This window comes from Clostridium sp. JS66 (assembly GCF_033561535.1).
Taxonomy (GTDB): Bacteria; Bacillota; Clostridia; order Clostridiales; family Clostridiaceae; genus Clostridium_AM; species Clostridium_AM carboxidivorans.
The window spans coordinates 1,733,046-1,751,065 of record NZ_CP131467.1 but is presented as its reverse complement, the minus strand read 5'-3'; the positions used below and the strand labels follow the sequence as shown (position 1 = coordinate 1,751,065).

Genomic DNA, 18,020 nt, shown 5'->3' with positions numbered 1-18,020 from the left:
GTTAAGTGTTATTTTTTATATAAAATATTATATGCTTTTAGACATTACTTCTATTTAAATATGGTCCTAATGAACCCGCTATGTTTTCAATGGAAACCTGCTTTTGTACAGCTCCTATATCATAAGCTACCTTTGGCATTCCATATACTACACAAGATTCTTCATTTTGTCCTATTGTAATGGCTCCTCTTTTTTTCATAGAAAGTAATCCTTTTGCTCCATCATATCCCATACCCGTAAGTATAATTCCAATGGCATTTTTTCCTGCTTCCTTTGCCACTGATTCGAAAAGTACATCTACAGCTGGACAATGTCCATTAACCTTTTCACCTTTAAAACATTTTACATAGTAATAAGTTCCTCTTTTTTCTAAGGACATATGATATTCTCCAGGTGCTATTAATGCAAGTCCATTGTAAAGTCTATCACCATTTTTAGCTTCTCTTACTTCCATAGGACATGAATTGTTAAGTCTTTCAGCATACATCCTTGTGAAAACTGGAGGCATATGCTGCACTACAACTATAGGCGGTATATTTTTAGGAAGCATTTTTAAAATAGTAGCTACAGCTTCTGTACCTCCTGTAGATGAACCTATAGCAATAATTTTATTTGAAACATTACTGCTTATAACATTGTTTGAAAATCTTTCATCACCTTTTTTCTTCCAATGTGCTACTTTTGCTACAGAAGCTATTTTTATCTTTGTAACCAATTCTTTAATAAACCCTTCAAGTCCATTAACACTTCTTCCATCTGGTTTAGTAACAAAATCTACAGCTCCTGCATTTAAAGCATCAAATACATTGCTACTTACTGCGCTAACCACAACAACTGGCAGTGGATATTGAGGCATTAATCTTTTTAAAAATTCTATGCCATTCATTTTAGGCATTTCTACATCTAAGGTAATAACATCTGGTTCATATTCAATTATCTTGTCTCTTGCATCAAAGGGGTCTGAAGCTGTGCCAACAACCTCTATTCCTCTGTCTTTTGCAATGCCTTTAGCAACAGTTTCTCTGAATATAAGTGAGTCATCTACCACCAGTACTCTTACCTTTTTACTCTTATACATACTAATCTATCCTTTCCGATAAACTCCAGGCATTATATATCTATAATCAGTTTCATCCCTACTAATAGATTCTGAATGTCCTATAAAAATATATCCTCCTGGTTCCGTCATTTTATAGAATTTATTTACCAATTCCATTTTTGTTTTAGCATCAAAATAAATCATTACATTCCTGCAAAATATAACATGAAATTTTTTCTTAAAGGGAAATACTTCATCCATAAGATTAAAAACTCTAAAAATAACTTCTTTCCTCAATTTATCTGAAACTTGGTAATTATCATTATCAATTTTATTAAAATAATTTAATTTCCAATTAGCTGGAATTCCTTCTATGGATTCCTTTGAATAAATACCCCTATCTCCCGTATGAAGAACATTTACAGAAATATCTGTAGCTAAAACTTTTTTATCCCAAGCTGCTTTATTCCCTTGGAAATAATCTTCTAGTATCATAGCCAAGGTATAAGGTTCTTCTCCAGAGGAACATCCAGCACTCCATATTCTTAAATCTCTATCTTTTACTTTGCTCTCTAAATAAGGCAAAACTTCATTTTTAAAATATTGAAAATGAGCAGCCTCCCTCATAAAGAAAGTGTGATTTGTTGTTAACTTATTAATGAGAAGAGTTAATTCATTTTTTGACATATCGTTAAATAAGAAATTCAAATAATCCCTAAAATTTTTAAAACCTTTTTCTATTAATATATTGTTTAATCTTCCCTCTATTAAAATTTTCTTTTTAGTAAGATTTATACCATAATTACTTTTCAAATACTCTGTTAACTCTTTGAATTCATCCTGTTTTATATGAATCATGCTTCACCTCTAAGATACAAAAAGGCTATTGTATTAATTTGAAAAATATGCAATAGCCTTTTATAATATTTTTACATCAATTAATACTTACCAAATTCACTATCACTAAGAGCTATTTTAGGTTTGCTGGAGGTTACTGCTGCTTCTGCATATGAATAGTCTATATCATCCACATAATTTTCTTTATTTCTATATTGATTCTTGTCATATGCTGAATTCTTCATGGAAGTACTATTAAGTCTAAACTTGCTTACCATTTCCTTTAATATTTGAGATTGACTTGAAAGTTCTTCACTAGCTGCTGCACTTTCTTCTGCTGTAGCAGAATTTGTTTGTACAACCTGTGATACTTGCTCAACTCCTTTATTTATTTGTGCAATAGCTGCTGCTTGCTCATTGGAAGCTGATGCTATTTCACCTACAAAATTAGCTGATTTTGCTACTCCTCCAACAATTTCATTAAGAGCTTTAGCTGTAGCATTAGCTATTTCTGTACCAGCTTCTACCTTTCTAATAGAACCCTCTATAAGTCCTGTTGTTTCTTTAGCTGCATTAGCACTTCTTGCTGCCAAATTTCTAACCTCTTCTGCTACTACTGCAAAGCCCTTACCATGCTGTCCTGCTCTTGCTGCTTCTACTGCTGCATTTAAAGCAAGTATATTGGTTTGAAAAGCTATTTCATCTATTACTTTGATAATCTTGGAAATATTTGAAGATGATTCGTTAATTTCCTCCATAGATTTAAGCATTTCACCCATATGTTCATTACCCTGCTCTGCATTTTCCTTTGCCTTAAGCGCTAGTTCATTTGCTTGATTTGCGTTAACTGCATTTTCTTTTGTTTGTGCTGCTACCTCATTAATGGACACTGTTAATTGTTCAACAGAACTTGCCTGCTCCGTAGCTCCTTGAGATAATGCCTGACTTCCATCAGATACCTGTCTTGATCCTGAAGCAACCTCAGTTGCTGAATTGTTAATCTCATTTAATACATCATTAAAGAAACTAATTGTAAAGTTCAAAGAATCCTTCATTCTAGCATATTCACCCTTATAATCTTCATTCATCTTAAATGTCAAATCACCTTCTGCCATTTTCTGCATTATATTTGAAGCTTCTTCTATTGGTTTAACTACTGCATCCATAGTCTTATTAATTCCTTGAATAACTTCCCTATATCCACCTTTAAATTTATCTGCATTTCCTCTTATACCTAAATTTCCATTTACAGCTGCATCAACAAGCACACTAGATTCATTAATTAATTCCTGTATTGTTTCCATCATTCTTATTATTGCAGGAAGCAATCTATCATTTTCAGATCTTCTTCCTAGCTTACGCAATTCTTCTAGTCTTGATGTATTTCCATTGGAGATATCGATAAATATAGCTTGAATGCTTGAAAGTCTTTGATGTACACCGTCTATAGCATCTGAAAATTCTTTAAGCATGCCTTTGTAGTTGCCACTCATTTGTACGCTTAAGTCATTTAAAGACATCCTATTCAAAACTTTATTAGCTTCCTTTAAAGGAGCATTCAATTCATCTATAAGTTTGTTTATTTGATCAACTATTGTTTTGTTATTTCCTTTGAATTTTGTTGAATCTCCTCGAACATCTAACTTTCCTTCAATAGCACTATTAGTTAACATTTGAACTTCAAGGAATAAATTTTTATTTGTTTCCATCATCTCTATTAATGCTGGGAGCAGCTGATCATTTTCACATCTTCTTCCCACACGTTTTATTTCTTCTAATTGACTAATATCTCCCTTTGCAGTATCATTAAAAGCTCTTTGTATTACCAATAACCTCTTGTGCAAATCATTAATGGAATTAGCATAGGTATTAAAATCCCCTTTATAACTTTTAGTCATATTACCTGTGTAATCATTAAGAGAAAACTTTTGTAAAACTATCATTGAATCATTAATAGGCTCTGCAATTGCCTCAAGAGTTTTATTGAAACCTTCTACTAATTCTTTATATCCACCCTGGAATTTTCCAGCATTTGCTCTTGAACTTAAGCTTCCATTTATGGCATTATTAGAAAGAGTAACTGTTTCATCTATTAATTCCTGTATTGACTCCATAACAGCTATGGCTGCTGGCATTAACTTATCATTTTCAGATCTTCTGCCTATTTGTTTAAACTCATCTAATCTGCTTATATCACCCTTTGAAATCTTGGTAAAAATATCTTCAGCATTGAGTAGATTTTTTTGTACAGTATTAATTGAATTGGCAAACTTTATGAACTCTCCTTTTTGATTTGTATCCATTTTTGTAGTAAAATCATTTACTGACATTTTACCTAAAACTGCATTTGCTTCATTTAATGGTTCTATCACTGAATCAAGAGTATTATTAAAACCTTCTACTATTTTACGATAATCTCCATTATGTTTGTTTGCATCTACTCTTGTATTAAGCTTTCCCTCTACTGCTGCTGCTGCAAGCATATTGGAATCCGTTATTAAATTCTTCAATGCTTGTACAATTTTTTCAAATGCCTGCATAAGAATTCCCACTTCATCTTTACTATCAATATTTAAATCCACATTAAGATTTCCAGAAGAAATACTATTTGCTGCATCTAATATTTTATTTAAAGGCTTGCTAATTATCTTTGAAACAAATAAACCTATTAATACAGACATAATTACTGCCAATAATACAATTCCAAACATTAACATTTCTGCTCTGCTTCCATTATCTACATTCATCTTATTTCGATCATCAGCTTGCTTATTATTAATATCAAAAGCTTTTGTAATAGAAGCATCCAGCTCATTTGTTATAGTACTACCATCACCATTCATTAATGCTAAGGCAGCATCCAATTGATTGGATTGTATAAGGTTAAGAACCTTATCCTTAACTGCTGCATACTTATCCACATCGGATTTTAATAATTTATAATTTTGATCTTCTTCATTTGAAGATATATATTTACTATACTCATTTAAATTATTATTTAAATCCTTATATGAATCATTTATCGTATTAACATATTGAGATTTATCTTGTGATTTACTTAATGCCATATCTCTTAAACTAATACGTACTTTTAAGAAATCCGTTTCTACTCTATATACAGGAGTTAATGGTGTTATATTTTCTTTATATATTAACTTACTTAAACTATTAATTTTATTAATATATAAAAATCCTACTGATCCAATAAGTAAACCACCAATTACCGCTATAGCCGTAATTGAAGTAATAATTTTTTTAGAAATTTTCATATTGTAAAACCATTTCATAGCATTCATTCCTTTCCAAATTAAGTTACTTATTTTGTTCAATTAGGTAGAATTACAGCAAATTCTACCTAAACTTAATAGTTATTTTATAACACTTCTTTAATAGCATCCATTTCATCATCATTTAAAACTTTTTCACAATCCAATAAAAGTTTAACTTCATTGCCTACTTTACCTATTCCTTTTACATATCGATTATGAAATCCTGTTTTTAAATCTGGTGGTGGAACAATATTTTCTTCTTCTATTGTAAGTACTTCTGAAACATTATCCACTATCAATCCTATAGAAATTTCTTCAACATCAATTACTATTATACATGTCCTATCATTATAATCTTTTGGTTCTTTTTTAAACCTTAACCTTACATCCATTACAGGTATAATCTTACCCCTAAGGTTTATTATGCCTTTTACATAGTCAGGAAGTTCTGGCACTTCTGTTATTTCTTGTATGCCAATTATTTCTTTAACATACTTAATTTCTATGCCATAGCTTTCCTTTCCAACTGAAAATGTTAAAAACCTTCCTTTTTGAGTATCTTCTGATAATTCTGTTATTTCATCAATAATTTCTGACATTTAATACACCTTCCTTCAATTTAAATTTAATAAAAAAATAATTTATTAGTACTTACCAAACTCATTATCACTAAGAGCTATTCTAGGTTTTGTAGATGCCGCTGCTGCTTCCATGTACGCATAATTCATATCATTTTTATAACCTTCTTTATTTTTGTACTGCTTCTTTTCAAATTCTGTATAATTTGAGTTTACAGTATTAAGTACAAATTTTCCCACCATCTCCTTTAATATTTGAGATTGACTTGAAAGTTCTTCACTGGCTGCTGCACTTTCCTCTGCTGTAGCCGAATTAGTCTGCACTACCTGTGAAACTTGCTCAATTCCTTTATTTATCTGTGCTATTGCTGATGCCTGCTCACTAGATGCTGAAGCTATTTCTGAAACAAAATTTGCTGATCTTGCTACGCCATCAACAATTTCATTAAGTGCTTTAGCTGTTTCATTAGCTATTTCTGTACCTGATTCTACCTTCTTAATAGAACCTTCTATCAATGCTGTAGTTTCCTTTGCTGCATTTGCACTTCTTGCTGCCAGATTTCTAACTTCCTCTGCTACTACTGCAAAGCCTTTACCATGCTGTCCTGCTCTTGCTGCTTCTACTGCTGCATTTAAAGCTAGTATATTAGTTTGGAAGGCTATTTCATCTATTACTTTGATAATTTTCGAAATATTGGAAGAAGATTCATTAATCTCTTCCATAGATTTAAGCATTTCTGCCATGTGTATATTACCTTGTTCTGCATTTTCCTTTGCCTTAAGCGATAATTCATTTGCTTCATTTGCATTAACTGCATTTTCTTTTGTTTGTGATGCAACTTCCGTAATAGATACTGTTAACTCTTCTATAGCACTTGCTTGCTCTGTAGCTCCTTGTGATAATGCTTGACTTCCATCAGACACCTGTCTTGATCCAGAAGCAACTTCTGAAGATGCATTATTGATTTGGCTTAATATGCTATTTAAAAAACTAATTGTGAAATTCAACGAATCTTGCATCTTAGCATACTCACCTTTGTATGCTCCATTCATATTACATGTTAAATCTCCCTGGGACATTTTTTGCATTACACTTGAAGCTTCTTCAATTGGCTTCACTATTGAATCCATGCTTTTATTTATTCCCTCAATAACTTCTCTATAACCACCTTTAAATCTTTTTGAATCACCTCTAATATTTAAATTGCCTTCCACAGCTGCAGAAGCAAGTGTTTTTGATTCACTAATTAAATTTTCTATAGTAACCATCATTTCTATAGCAGAAGGAAGTAATTTATCATTTTCAGATCTTTTACCAATTTTTTGGAATTGCTCCAATTTACTTGTGTCACCATTAGAAATTTTAACAAAAGCATCTTGTACACTTAATAGTCTCTCTAAAACACCATTTATTGAATCCGAAAATTCTTTAAATGTTCCTTTATAATCATTAGACATTGAAATACTAAAATCATTTAAAGATAACTTTCTTAAAACATTATTAGCTTCATCTAATGGTTTTATTACAATATCAAGTGTATTATTTACACCTTCCACTATTTTGCGATAATCTCCACTGAGTTTATTGGCATCCGTTCTCACGTCTAAATTTCCTTTTTCTGCTGCTTCAATTAAATTATTGGTTTCATTTACTAATAATTTCATGTTGTCAATCATTTTTACTATTGACTTTCCAAGCACATCTTCTTCCGACTTTACCTTTACTTGTATTTTAAAATCACCTAAAGCTATTTTATTTATAGCATTAGTGTTTTCCTTTATATTTCCAACCATTTCCTTAAATGCATGCTGAAGTTTTCCTATTTCATCTTTTGAAGCTGATTGTATATCAACTTCAACATCTCCCATTGAAATTTGTTTTGCAGTTTCAGTAAGTTTTTTTAGTGGTTTGCTTATTATATGTGATAAAAATCCTCCTATTATCAATGCTAGCATTACAAATGCAATTATCAAAATTGAAATTAAAGTTACTGCTTTATTGGCTGTAGAAGTATTAGTATCTGATTTATCTTTAGCACGATCTATCTTCAAGTTAAATAGATTTTTAGAAGATTTATCTATAGATTTTTTTAATTCAGCACCTTCTCCATTCATTACTTTTATAGCCTCTGCATCATTTTGTGCAGCTGCAAGATTTGTCACTTTATCTCTAATAGGTCTATATTTATCTATCAAATTCTTTAGATTATTGTATTCATCTTTAACTTCCTGACTATTCATATTTTTTGCAAATTCAGTCATATTACTATCTAAATCTTTATCCAGATTTGATATTTCACTTTTACTACTATTAATTTCATTTAGATCTGCACTTATAACTTCATTTCGTACCAGACTGCTCATTTTTTCGAGATCTAATGAAATAGCATTTAAATTAGCTAATGGCTTTGTACTTTTTTCATATAAATCCGTATCCAGGCTGTCTATAGCCCTAATGTCTTTAACCGCTGTATAGCCCATAATAAGCATTAATACACTTATTAGTATAAAGGCTATTGCAATTTTAAATCTTATGTTTAAATTCTTAAAATAACCCATTTATAAAGCCCCCTTATTATAAAGTTGTTAAATTTAATAATTTATATAAATTAAAAATTTTAATTTAATACATTAGAGTTTACAGCCTTTCCAAAACACCATTTACATCTATTATCAAGCTTATACTGCCATCTCCTAGTATAGTACATCCTACAATTCCCTTAACCTTTTTGATATATTTAGGTAACGCTTTAACTACTACCTGCTGTTCTCCTAATAACCTATCAGCAAAAATACACGCTGACTTTAAATCACCATCTACCATTACCATAATCCCATCTTCTATTGAAGTGACTTCTGTCTGTATATTGAAGGCCTTATGAATTCTTAATACAGGATAACACTGGCCTCTTATCATAATAATTTCATTTCCATCACAATCCTCTGTAACATCTTTTGCAGAAGGTTTAAAGGATTCTCTTATGGAAGTTGTTGGTATGGTATACTTTGTTTTTCCTACGGCAATTTCCATACCATCTATTATGGCAAGTGTTAAAGGAATTTTTATTACTATAGTAGTCCCCTCACCTGCAGTACTGTCTATTACTATGCTTCCACCGATGCTGTCAATATTTTTCTTCACTACATCCATACCTACACCACGTCCAGAAAACTCTGTGACTTTTTCTTTGGTGGAAAATCCAGGTAACAATATGAATGAAAAAACTTCTTTATCAGTAAGTTCATTTGGATTTTTTGTTAAAAGTCCATTTTCCTTAGCTTTACTCAAAATTTTTTCTCTATTCATGCCTTTTCCATCATCTTTAATTACAATCCATACATCTCCACCTTCACTTCTAGCCTCTAAAGTTATCTTTCCTTTTTCGGGTTTGCCATTTTTTATTCTCGTTTCTCTATCCTCTAACCCATGATCTACTGAATTCCTTATAAGATGCATAAGAGGATCTGAAAGATGATCTATAATATTTTTATCTACTTCAGTTTCTTCTCCAATAATTTCCAATTCAACTTCTTTATTTAATTTTTTACTCATATCTCTAACTATTCTATTCATTTTGTGAAAAGTCATAGACACAGGAACCATTCGTATAGACATTACAATATCCTGAAGTTCATTTGTAAGCTTCCTTAATTGCCTTGCAGCTTTATTAAAGCTATCTAATTGTAAGGATTCTATTTCCGGATTTCTTGTAACCATAGCTTCTGAAATAACTATTTCACCTACTAAATCCATGAGCATATCTAACTTTGAAATATTTACACTTATAATACTTTGCTGTTTGGAGGCTTTAGATTTATTTTCATTGTTCTTATTATTGACAGGTTCCACCTCATAAGTTTTTTGTTTTTCTTCTGTATTGTGGACATTTGTATCTTCCTCTTGAGATGAAGGAGCTGTAATTTTCTCTGGATATTCCTCAATTTCATTTATTTCCATACTCCTTACAAAGGCAGTTTGATTTAACAATGCTTCAACTTCTAATCGTGATTTATCAGTAGCAAAATACATTAAAAATCCGTCTTTTTTTATAACCTCTGCACTATCATTGTTATCCATAATATCTTCAGGAAAATAATAAATTTCTGTAGTAATATCCTTAATGTTATGCCAAACAGTATATGCTCTTATATTTTCCATTTCGCAATCTTCTTCAAATAGGATACATACAGAATATTTTGTTACTTTATCACTTGAAGGTTCACCTTTAAAAGAACCTACATAATATTGTGTTTTATCTTCTTCATTTTTTTCTAAATTTATTTCATTAGCTCCATTTTCATTACCTTTCATAATACTTAAATGCATCTTTATGCTCTCTACAAGTGCATCGGAATTTCCATCAGCTTCATTAAAGTTTTCCAGTTTCTCTATCTCAGCCTTTATAAAATCAATGCCTGAAAGGACTAATTCAGATAACTTTTCAAAGTCAATTGATGTAACTTTATTTTCTCTTATAAAGAAAAATAAATCCTCTAAAGAGTGAGCAAGAACAGAAATGTTATTAAACATCATCATTGCTGAAGATCCTTTTATCGTATGCATTATTCTGAAAATTTCGTTTATGTCTTCCTCTTGAAGCTTTTTATCTTTTTCACACTGAATTATTATTTCTTCTAATTGCTCTATAAGCTGATTTGTTTCAAAAAGGAACATATCCAACATTGGTTCTCTATCCACCTTAAATCACTCCTCACAATATTTTTGGTCACCGAAAAAACTTTATATACAATTATAAATTTGTATTAAATGCTACCCAAAATAACATATTTTGCTTTAATTATTTCTAAAATGTAATGTTTTTATTTAAAAAAAACAATAAACAATTTATTTTTAGTTAATTATTGTAATTTTCAGGCATTTTAAAAAATTATTGTAAATAGGATCAATAAGCTTAATGTTCTTTTCCTACTAATTTGATATTTTTCTATATTTTACAATAATTTTCAACACATTTTTAATACACATTCTTTTGTTTTGCATATATATTCTACATGGAACCCATAAATTCCTTTTTTTTGGTATTCATTAATTTCACTTTCTTTTTTTAATCAAACTAAATTCAAAGTTAAAACTTTTTTATCACCAATAAACATATGTATATAGTATATTATCGTATATTTTAAATAAACCTAATCTTCTACTAATCTAGAAAAGTAACTACTCTTCTTAATATAAATTGTACTTTTTTACTTATATGTTATAATATAGTAATGATGTGACTTCAATACTATATATTTCTTTATCTAAAAGAATGTATTTTATGAAAGGATGATATATAATATGTACATTAACAAAAAAAGTATTAAAAGGGATTTTATAAACGAACTCACCACTATGTACTCTGAAGATATTAATGAAGCATCTAACCTTCATAAATACTTTGCCCTTGCAAAGCTAGTAAAAAAGTATTCATCCCAAAATTGGATGAGAACTAATAGAAAATATAAAAATACTAAAAAAAAACAAGTATATTATTTTTCTATGGAATTTCTAATAGGAAGACTTTTAGGAAATAATCTATTAAATTTAGGAATAGAGGATACTTGTAAAGAAGCTTTAAGTGAATTGGGTATTAATTTAAATGAACTTGAAGAAATTGAAAATGATGCTGGTCTTGGTAATGGTGGATTAGGTAGACTAGCTGCTTGTTTTCTTGATTCAATGGCTTCTCTAAATATTCCTGGTCATGGGTGCGGTATAAGATATTATTATGGACTTTTTCAACAAAAAATAATAAATGGATATCAAGTTGAAGTTCCTGATCATTGGTTAAGGGATGGAAACATGTGGGAAACAAGAAAAGAAGATAAAGCTGTTAAAATTAGATTTGGTGGTAATATACATTCTGTAATGGAAAATGACTCTCTAAAATTTATACATGAAAATTATGAAGAAATTCTAGCTGTACCTTATGATACTCCTGTAATAGGCTATAACACAGATACCGTTAACACTCTAAGATTATGGAATGCTGAAACTTTAGATGATGATTTTGATTTTGCATCCTTTAATAAAGGACAATATTCAAAAGCCCTAGAATATAAAAATTCTATTGAATCCATATCTCAAGTATTATATCCCGACGATTCAAATGAGGAAGGTAAATTATTAAGGCTTAAACAACAGTATTTCTTAGTAAGTGCAGGTCTTCAAAGCATAGTTAGATATTATAAGAAAATGAATATTCCTATTAATGAATTAGATAAATACATCGCTGTTCAAATAAATGATACTCATCCATCTATGGCTGTTGCAGAGCTCATGCGAATTCTAGTGGATGAAGAAAATATTCCATGGGATGAATCCTTCAAAATTACTACAAATATTATATCTTACACAAATCACACTATACTTTCAGAGGCTCTTGAAAAGTGGCCTGTAAACATGTTTAAAAAACTTCTACCAAGAATTTATATGATAATAGAAGAAATAAACAGGCGTTTTTGTGAAGAAGTACAAAATAAATACCCAAATGATACTAAAAAACTTAATGACATGTCTATAATATTTAATGGTGAAATAAGGATGGCACACTTAGCTATAGTAGGAAGCCACTCCGTTAATGGTGTTGCCAAGCTTCATACAGAACTTTTGAAAAATAAAGAGTTAAAAAACTTCAATGAATTCTATAGCGGAAAATTTAATAATAAAACTAATGGTATAACTCATAGAAGGTGGCTTGTTAAAGCAAATCCACGTCTTACAAAAACTTTATGTGAAACTATAGGAAATCAATGGATTAAAAATCCTTTAGAATTTGAAAATTTCGCAAACTATGCTAAAGATTCAAATATTCAAAATAAAATTAGAGAAGTAAAAGAAAAAAATAAAATAGATTTTTGTAACTATGCCAAACACACATATGGCATAGATATAAATCCTTATTCTATATTCGATGTGCAGGTAAAAAGGCTGCATGCATATAAAAGACAACTACTAAATGCCTTTAATATATTAAATCTATATTATAAACTTAAGGAGAATCCATCCTTAGACATTATCCCAAGAACATTTTTCTTTGGTGGAAAAGCTGCCCCTGGTTATTATCTTGCAAAGCAAATCATAAAATTTATCAATACAGTAGCAGTTAAAGTTAATAATGATAAGGATGCTATACATGGAAAGTTAAATGTTATATTTTTACCAAACTACTCTGTATCCTTAGCTGAAAAAATAATTCCTTGTGCTGATGTAAGTGAACAAATATCAACAGCTACTAAAGAAGCTTCCGGTACTGGAAATATGAAATTCATGATGAATGGAGCAATAACTATTGCCACTTTAGATGGAGCTAATATTGAAATTAAAGAAGCTGTAGGAGATGAAAATATTATCATATTTGGTATGAATAAAGAAGAAGTGCTTTCTTTGGAAAAAAATAAAAATTACAAAGCAAATAACTATTACCATTCAGATTCCAGACTTATGAAAATTATAAATTCTCTTGTAGATAATTCCTTAAATGTATCCTCATCTGAATTTAAAGATATATATTCGGCGCTTTTAGAAAAAAATGATGAGTATTTTGTTCTAAAGGATTTTGATTCTTATACAAAGGCTCAAGATAAAATAGATAAGCTTTATAGAAATAAAAATAAATGGCAGGAAATGTGCATAATGAACATTGGAAAATCAGGTATTTTCTCTTCTGACAATACCATAAAAAAATATGCAAAGGAAATATGGCACGTTTAAATTTCATATAATATATACATTCATTGCGACACAACTTTTTAGGTGGAGTCCGCATTGAATATATGGTGTATAAAAGCCAGCCGTTCATTAAGGAACTCTAATGTCTAAAATTTAAAAAATCTCTACCCGCTCAAATGTCCCTTCCTGGGACTTTCGCGGCTTGAATCGTCCTGATTCAAATTACGAGATTTTTTAAATTTTAAACATAAGAGCTCCTAAATTCTCTCAAAAGCTTTTATACACCATATATTCAAAGCTCCCTCCACCTAAAAAGTTGTGTAGTAAGCGTATTCTTCTAATTATGATGAATTGCTTATAATATATTATAAATATAGCTCTATATAAAAAAATCATAGCTTTTTTAATTCTTGCTGTTTATATGCTTTATATTGACTCTTTTAATAAATAAGATAAGGTGCAGCCTGTAAAATGTAGTAAACTTGTTAACTCATTCATTGCATTATAGCAGTCTCCGCCTCAATTTTTAAGTGTTAAGCTATATGTTAAATACAATTTCAATTTACTAGAGTTACCTATAACAACAAAATTAAATGGCTACACATAAAGTTAAAATCCACCACTTAAAAAATTCAATTATATTAATTATTTTACTGATAATAATTTTTAATATAATTTATCCATTCGTTATATATATCTTCATCAGATTTTCCAAATACCTTTTCATAATCTTCAGTTTTAATTATCATCATTAATTTTTCCCATCCATATTTTTTATCTATATACTCTATATAAGTATTAGCAAAAGTATAACCTCCCATTTTTGAAAATTTCACTGGATTACTAGTTTTGATTTCTGAAAAAGTTGGAATATGCATATTGTAGGTATATTTTTTGTAAAAAGGTTGTGCATTGGATAAATATAAAGCCATTCCTTCAGTTAACCATAATCTGATGTGTGGATTTATTATGCTTATGTAGGCATGAACCATTTCATGTAAAGCAGCTTGCTTATTATCATCATAGTCATGAACCTTTCCTGGATTTGCAGGCGATGTCAGTATAACATTCGTTCCTATATTGTCACCAATATACCAGTCTAGCCCTAACATTGGCCCTATTAGTCCATATTTTTTCATTTGCATTGTAGACTGATGGTCATAAATATAAATATTAATATTTTGCTTTTCACTAAATCCTAATTTTTTAGCTAATTTACCAGCTCTTGCATTAGCTAACTGAAAAACATCCTTAGCTGCCGACTCTTCATCTTCATAATAAACATTCACCCATTCTCCTTCAATAATGTGCATATTTGATGCTTTTAATCTAAGAGTTGGAATAAGATTAATAAAAATAAGTAATGCGGCTATCACAAAAATAATTCCAAATACTTTAACTGATTTATTTTTTTTCATCTCTTTTTCCTCATTTCTTTTTTATTTTCTATAGAATAACTAAAATATCATTCATAAAAAAGTAACCAGAGTCATTATTTTCATATGACTCTGGTCATGTTTAATTATTAAGAAAATATTTTTGCAAGCTTTAAGGCTAACATGGTCCTATCCTTTATTCCTGTTTTATCATAAATAGTACTTATATAATTTTTTACTGTACCTTGAGAAATATATAAGAATTCTGCTATTTGAGAATTTGTATATCCATCAGAAAGCAACTGACAAATCTCTATTTCTCTTTCAGTTAAATTTTTTAATAAGTCAAAGTTATGATATTTGTTTTTATCTGTATTTTCATTTGAGCATTTTGACATTATATTTGCTAATGCAGTCATTACTTTACTATCAAGCATGCTTTGGCCATTCATAACATTAAAAATTCCTTTGACAATGACTTTTGTTCCTGCATCTTTTAATAAGTATCCATCTGCCCCATGCATCACTGCCTTCACAATGTTTTCTTCATCATAAAAAGTTGTCAAAACAAGTATTTTCATCTTAGGATATGTTGTTTTTACCTTTAATATCAATTCCTGTCCCGACATTCCTTCCATATTTAAATCTACTAATGCTATATCTACTTGTTCTTTTTCTAAAATATCTAATGCTTCTTTTCCATCATGTGCTAATCCTGTTATTGCAAAAGATTCATTCATAGATAAGATTAACTCAAGGCTTTCTAAAAGAAGTTTTTCATCATCTACTATCAATATTCTAATTTTATTCATTCTCATCACCTGCTCTTGTTGGAATTTTTAGCATTACCAGAAGTCCTTCTTGATTTTCTATTTTTAAAATCCCGCCTATAGAAATTAAGTATTTTCTGATTTTTTTAATTCCAAATCCAGAGTCCAATAATTCCTCATAATTTCTCATACTTTGTATACCTGTTCCATTGTCCTGAACTATTATATTTATATTATTTCTATCTACATTTATAATAACAATAATAGCCGTTGCATTTCCATGCTTTACACTATTTGTAACCAGTTCCTGCAATGCTCCTATTAAGAAGTCAATTCTTTCGATACAAATACTCTGCGTTTTTAATTGTTGTTCACTATAATCGATTTTGGTTCTTATTTTAATATTAAAATCATCTTTTAATTTATCAATATTTACATTTATTAATTTCATCACATCTTCTATGGTTTTTTCATTTCCTTTTGTGTTTACCCCACGTACTACTTTTCTAATGGCTTCAAGACTCTCACGCATTCTTATATTAGCAAATTTTATTTTTTCCATTGCTTTTTTAGAATTCTTATTATATACTGCTTCTGCCGCATCCAAACTCATAATCGCTGCCATTATTGTATGACCAACGCTATTATGTATATCTCTGCTTACCTGCTCCCGCTCCTCATATTTTATCTTCTGCAGAGCAATAGATTTTTCCAGTTCAAAAACCTCTTTATCTTTTATAAACTTATGGTAATTAAGCATGAGTCCAGAAGTACGATTACATAATATATAAAACAAACTTCCACAGCATAAATATTGAAGTATTCTTGGCAAAGCTCCATATAGCATTATATTTTTTAATCCGGTAAAGGGTTCAACCCATGGTTCCATCAAAAAATAAAAGCTAAGTAAATGGGCTATTAATATATTAAATACTGATTCAATAATTACTACTATAAGCTGTTTCTTTCTAAAATACATAGATGCTAATATTGTTGGAATAACAAACATTAAAACTGTTTGAAAGGTCAATAATGTATAACATATTCCTGTAGAAATCACAGCACAAGTAAGTATCAAATACTTTGTCCATGCTTTCTTAAGTTCAAATATATCTACTAAAATTGTTGGCAGCAAAAGAGGAATTATAAGTAATACATTCATTTTTACCATAACATTCTGCACGGCATCAAATATATGAATTAAATTTAAAAATCCTGCTGCAAAGCAAAAATACAGAACAATACGCATCGCCTTTGATACTGTTTTATTTGTCTCTATTTCATTTTTCCATAATAATTCATCCACCTGATTCATATTATCCCTCTTGTCTATAATATTAATTGCATAAAAATATTCTTAACTTAAAATCTTCATTTAAATATCTTAAAATTCTTCAAAATTATTTCTATAATTTTATTCAATACTTGGATATTCTTATGTTCTTTCAGTCGATATTAACAACCTAACTTATAAAATTAACTCCATTACTTGTTAAATATGGATTATAATTAGTATAACATAAATAAAATACCCCAAAATCCAAATTATCAATTTTTGTAAGTTTGATTGTAGTGCTACCCCGTAAAAATAAAAAAACACGACCACCTGTAAGCTGCTATTCAAACCACATACAAATGGACGTAGATTTTATGGTGGAGGCGAAGCACGGTTTGCAAAATCCACTATAATTTATCATATCTTTTCCTTATATCACAAAGTCAAAGTCAAATCCAATCCTTTTTAGAAAATGAACAGCAGCCTTTAATCAAATAAAACATAAATGTAGCAAAGGTAATAATGAAAAAGGAACTCCACTCCACTCTTGGTGATAAATTAATCCCTTGAGGAAACATTGCATAATATGCACTTGAATATGGAAACCATGCTCCGATATATGAGTTAAAACCCGTAATTACAATATTAGGTATAACCATAAATACATTTAATACTAATGCTCTAGAAAAACTTTCAAATTTAATTGATAACCATAATTGTAAAGCTGCAAGTGGGAATATGGCAAAGTATCCACCCACTACTCCAAAAGCCACTGTTTTCCACGGAATTATGCCAACTAATTGTATTTTATACCCTGAATAACCAATAAGAATATAACTAATTAAAAATGATAATTGTACAATTAATAAAATAATGATAATAACTATAAATTTAGAGAAATAGATTGCTGATCGTGAATAAGGCAAAGTCAAAATCTGTTTCCATACACGATTCTTATGTTCATAAGAACATATTAATGCAGCAACTATGCCTGTAAGTAATGGTAAGAAAAACATTGCATGCAGCATCACTTCTTGAAAATACAAAGTATTCCAGTTAGGTGCAAATGTTTCTTTATAGTCATTTACAGCATTGATTGCTAATATAGAGCTGACTAAAATATCCATAAGAATAAGTAAAAGAATAGATTTCCATTGAATTTTAAGTAACTCAGTTTTTATTAATTTTATCATAAAGAAG

Annotated in this window: 11 protein-coding genes; 1 reads left to right on the top strand and 10 read right to left on the bottom strand. The window is 29.6% G+C overall.

Going from position 1 to position 18,020, the window contains the following annotated elements:
• Window positions 1-37: 37 nt before the first annotated feature.
• The 6 genes from Q6H37_RS08290 to Q6H37_RS08265 all read right to left on the bottom strand — a co-directional run bounded on the left by Q6H37_RS08290 (window position 38) and on the right by Q6H37_RS08265 (window position 10,407).
• Window positions 38-1,078, bottom strand: coding sequence for a chemotaxis response regulator protein-glutamate methylesterase (locus Q6H37_RS08290; RefSeq protein WP_318740831.1), 1,041 nt, complete (start codon window positions 1,076-1,078; stop codon window positions 38-40).
• A gap of 6 nt (window positions 1,079-1,084) precedes the next feature.
• Entirely contained in the window at window positions 1,085-1,897 is an 813-nt protein-coding gene (locus tag Q6H37_RS08285; RefSeq protein WP_318740829.1) for a protein-glutamate O-methyltransferase CheR, read from the bottom strand.
• A gap of 80 nt (window positions 1,898-1,977) precedes the next feature.
• Window positions 1,978-5,163: a methyl-accepting chemotaxis protein gene (locus tag Q6H37_RS08280; protein ID WP_318740827.1), complete on the bottom strand. Its 3,186-nt coding sequence runs from the start codon at window positions 5,161-5,163 to the stop codon at window positions 1,978-1,980.
• Between the two features lie 86 nt (window positions 5,164-5,249).
• Window positions 5,250-5,744: a chemotaxis protein CheW gene (locus Q6H37_RS08275; protein ID WP_318740826.1), complete on the bottom strand. Its 495-nt coding sequence runs from the start codon at window positions 5,742-5,744 to the stop codon at window positions 5,250-5,252.
• 45 nt (window positions 5,745-5,789) lie between these two features.
• On the bottom strand, window positions 5,790-8,282 hold the full coding sequence (locus Q6H37_RS08270; RefSeq protein WP_318740824.1) for a methyl-accepting chemotaxis protein: 2,493 nt from the start codon (window positions 8,280-8,282) through the stop codon (window positions 5,790-5,792).
• Between the two features lie 79 nt (window positions 8,283-8,361).
• A complete protein-coding gene (locus Q6H37_RS08265) occupies window positions 8,362-10,407 on the bottom strand; it encodes a chemotaxis protein CheA (RefSeq protein WP_318742962.1) in 2,046 nt (681 codons plus the stop codon).
• Window positions 10,408-11,025: 618 nt separating this feature from the next.
• Between Q6H37_RS08265 and Q6H37_RS08260 the strand changes: the two genes are divergently transcribed.
• Window positions 11,026-13,440, top strand: a complete 2,415-nt coding sequence (locus tag Q6H37_RS08260) for a glycogen/starch/alpha-glucan phosphorylase (protein WP_318740822.1) — start codon at window positions 11,026-11,028, stop codon at window positions 13,438-13,440.
• A 608-nt stretch (window positions 13,441-14,048) separates the two neighbouring features.
• Here the strand turns inward: Q6H37_RS08260 and Q6H37_RS08255 are convergent.
• From Q6H37_RS08255 to Q6H37_RS08240, 4 genes are all read right to left on the bottom strand, one after another.
• Entirely contained in the window at window positions 14,049-14,816 is a 768-nt protein-coding gene (locus Q6H37_RS08255) for a hypothetical protein (protein WP_318740819.1), read from the bottom strand.
• Between the two features lie 107 nt (window positions 14,817-14,923).
• The gene (locus tag Q6H37_RS08250; RefSeq protein WP_318740817.1) at window positions 14,924-15,586 is read right to left on the bottom strand and encodes a response regulator transcription factor; all 663 of its coding nucleotides are present in this window, start codon (window positions 15,584-15,586) and stop codon (window positions 14,924-14,926) included.
• Complete coding sequence (locus Q6H37_RS08245; protein ID WP_318740815.1) at window positions 15,579-16,859, bottom strand: sensor histidine kinase; 1,281 nt, start codon at window positions 16,857-16,859, stop codon at window positions 15,579-15,581. Before Q6H37_RS08245 ends, Q6H37_RS08250 begins: the two co-directional genes overlap by 8 nt.
• 410 nt (window positions 16,860-17,269) lie before the next feature.
• Window positions 17,270-18,013 (bottom strand): ABC transporter permease, encoded by a 744-nt coding sequence (locus tag Q6H37_RS08240; RefSeq protein ID WP_318740813.1) that lies wholly within the window; start codon window positions 18,011-18,013, stop codon window positions 17,270-17,272.
• Window positions 18,014-18,020 lie beyond the last annotated feature (7 nt).

What these genes read in the sequence shown, in the direction of transcription:
- Q6H37_RS08275 (WP_318740826.1), bottom strand. Translation starts at nt 5,744, where the DNA reads ATGTCAGAAATTATTGATGAAATAACAGAATTATCAGAAGATACTCAA.
- Q6H37_RS08250 (WP_318740817.1), bottom strand. Translation starts at nt 15,586, where the DNA reads ATGAATAAAATTAGAATATTGATAGTAGATGATGAAAAACTTCTTTTA.
- Q6H37_RS08245 (WP_318740815.1), bottom strand. Translation starts at nt 16,859, where the DNA reads ATGAATCAGGTGGATGAATTATTATGGAAAAATGAAATAGAGACAAAT.
- Q6H37_RS08255 (WP_318740819.1), bottom strand. Translation starts at nt 14,816, where the DNA reads ATGAAAAAAAATAAATCAGTTAAAGTATTTGGAATTATTTTTGTGATA.
- Q6H37_RS08265 (WP_318742962.1), bottom strand. Translation starts at nt 10,407, where the DNA reads ATGTTGGATATGTTCCTTTTTGAAACAAATCAGCTTATAGAGCAATTA.
- Q6H37_RS08285 (WP_318740829.1), bottom strand. Translation starts at nt 1,897, where the DNA reads ATGATTCATATAAAACAGGATGAATTCAAAGAGTTAACAGAGTATTTG.
- Q6H37_RS08270 (WP_318740824.1), bottom strand. Translation starts at nt 8,282, where the DNA reads ATGGGTTATTTTAAGAATTTAAACATAAGATTTAAAATTGCAATAGCC.
- Q6H37_RS08290 (WP_318740831.1), bottom strand. Translation starts at nt 1,078, where the DNA reads ATGTATAAGAGTAAAAAGGTAAGAGTACTGGTGGTAGATGACTCACTT.
- Q6H37_RS08240 (WP_318740813.1), bottom strand. Translation starts at nt 18,013, where the DNA reads ATGATAAAATTAATAAAAACTGAGTTACTTAAAATTCAATGGAAATCT.
- Q6H37_RS08260 (WP_318740822.1), top strand. Translation starts at nt 11,026, where the DNA reads ATGTACATTAACAAAAAAAGTATTAAAAGGGATTTTATAAACGAACTC.
- Q6H37_RS08280 (WP_318740827.1), bottom strand. Translation starts at nt 5,163, where the DNA reads ATGAAATGGTTTTACAATATGAAAATTTCTAAAAAAATTATTACTTCA.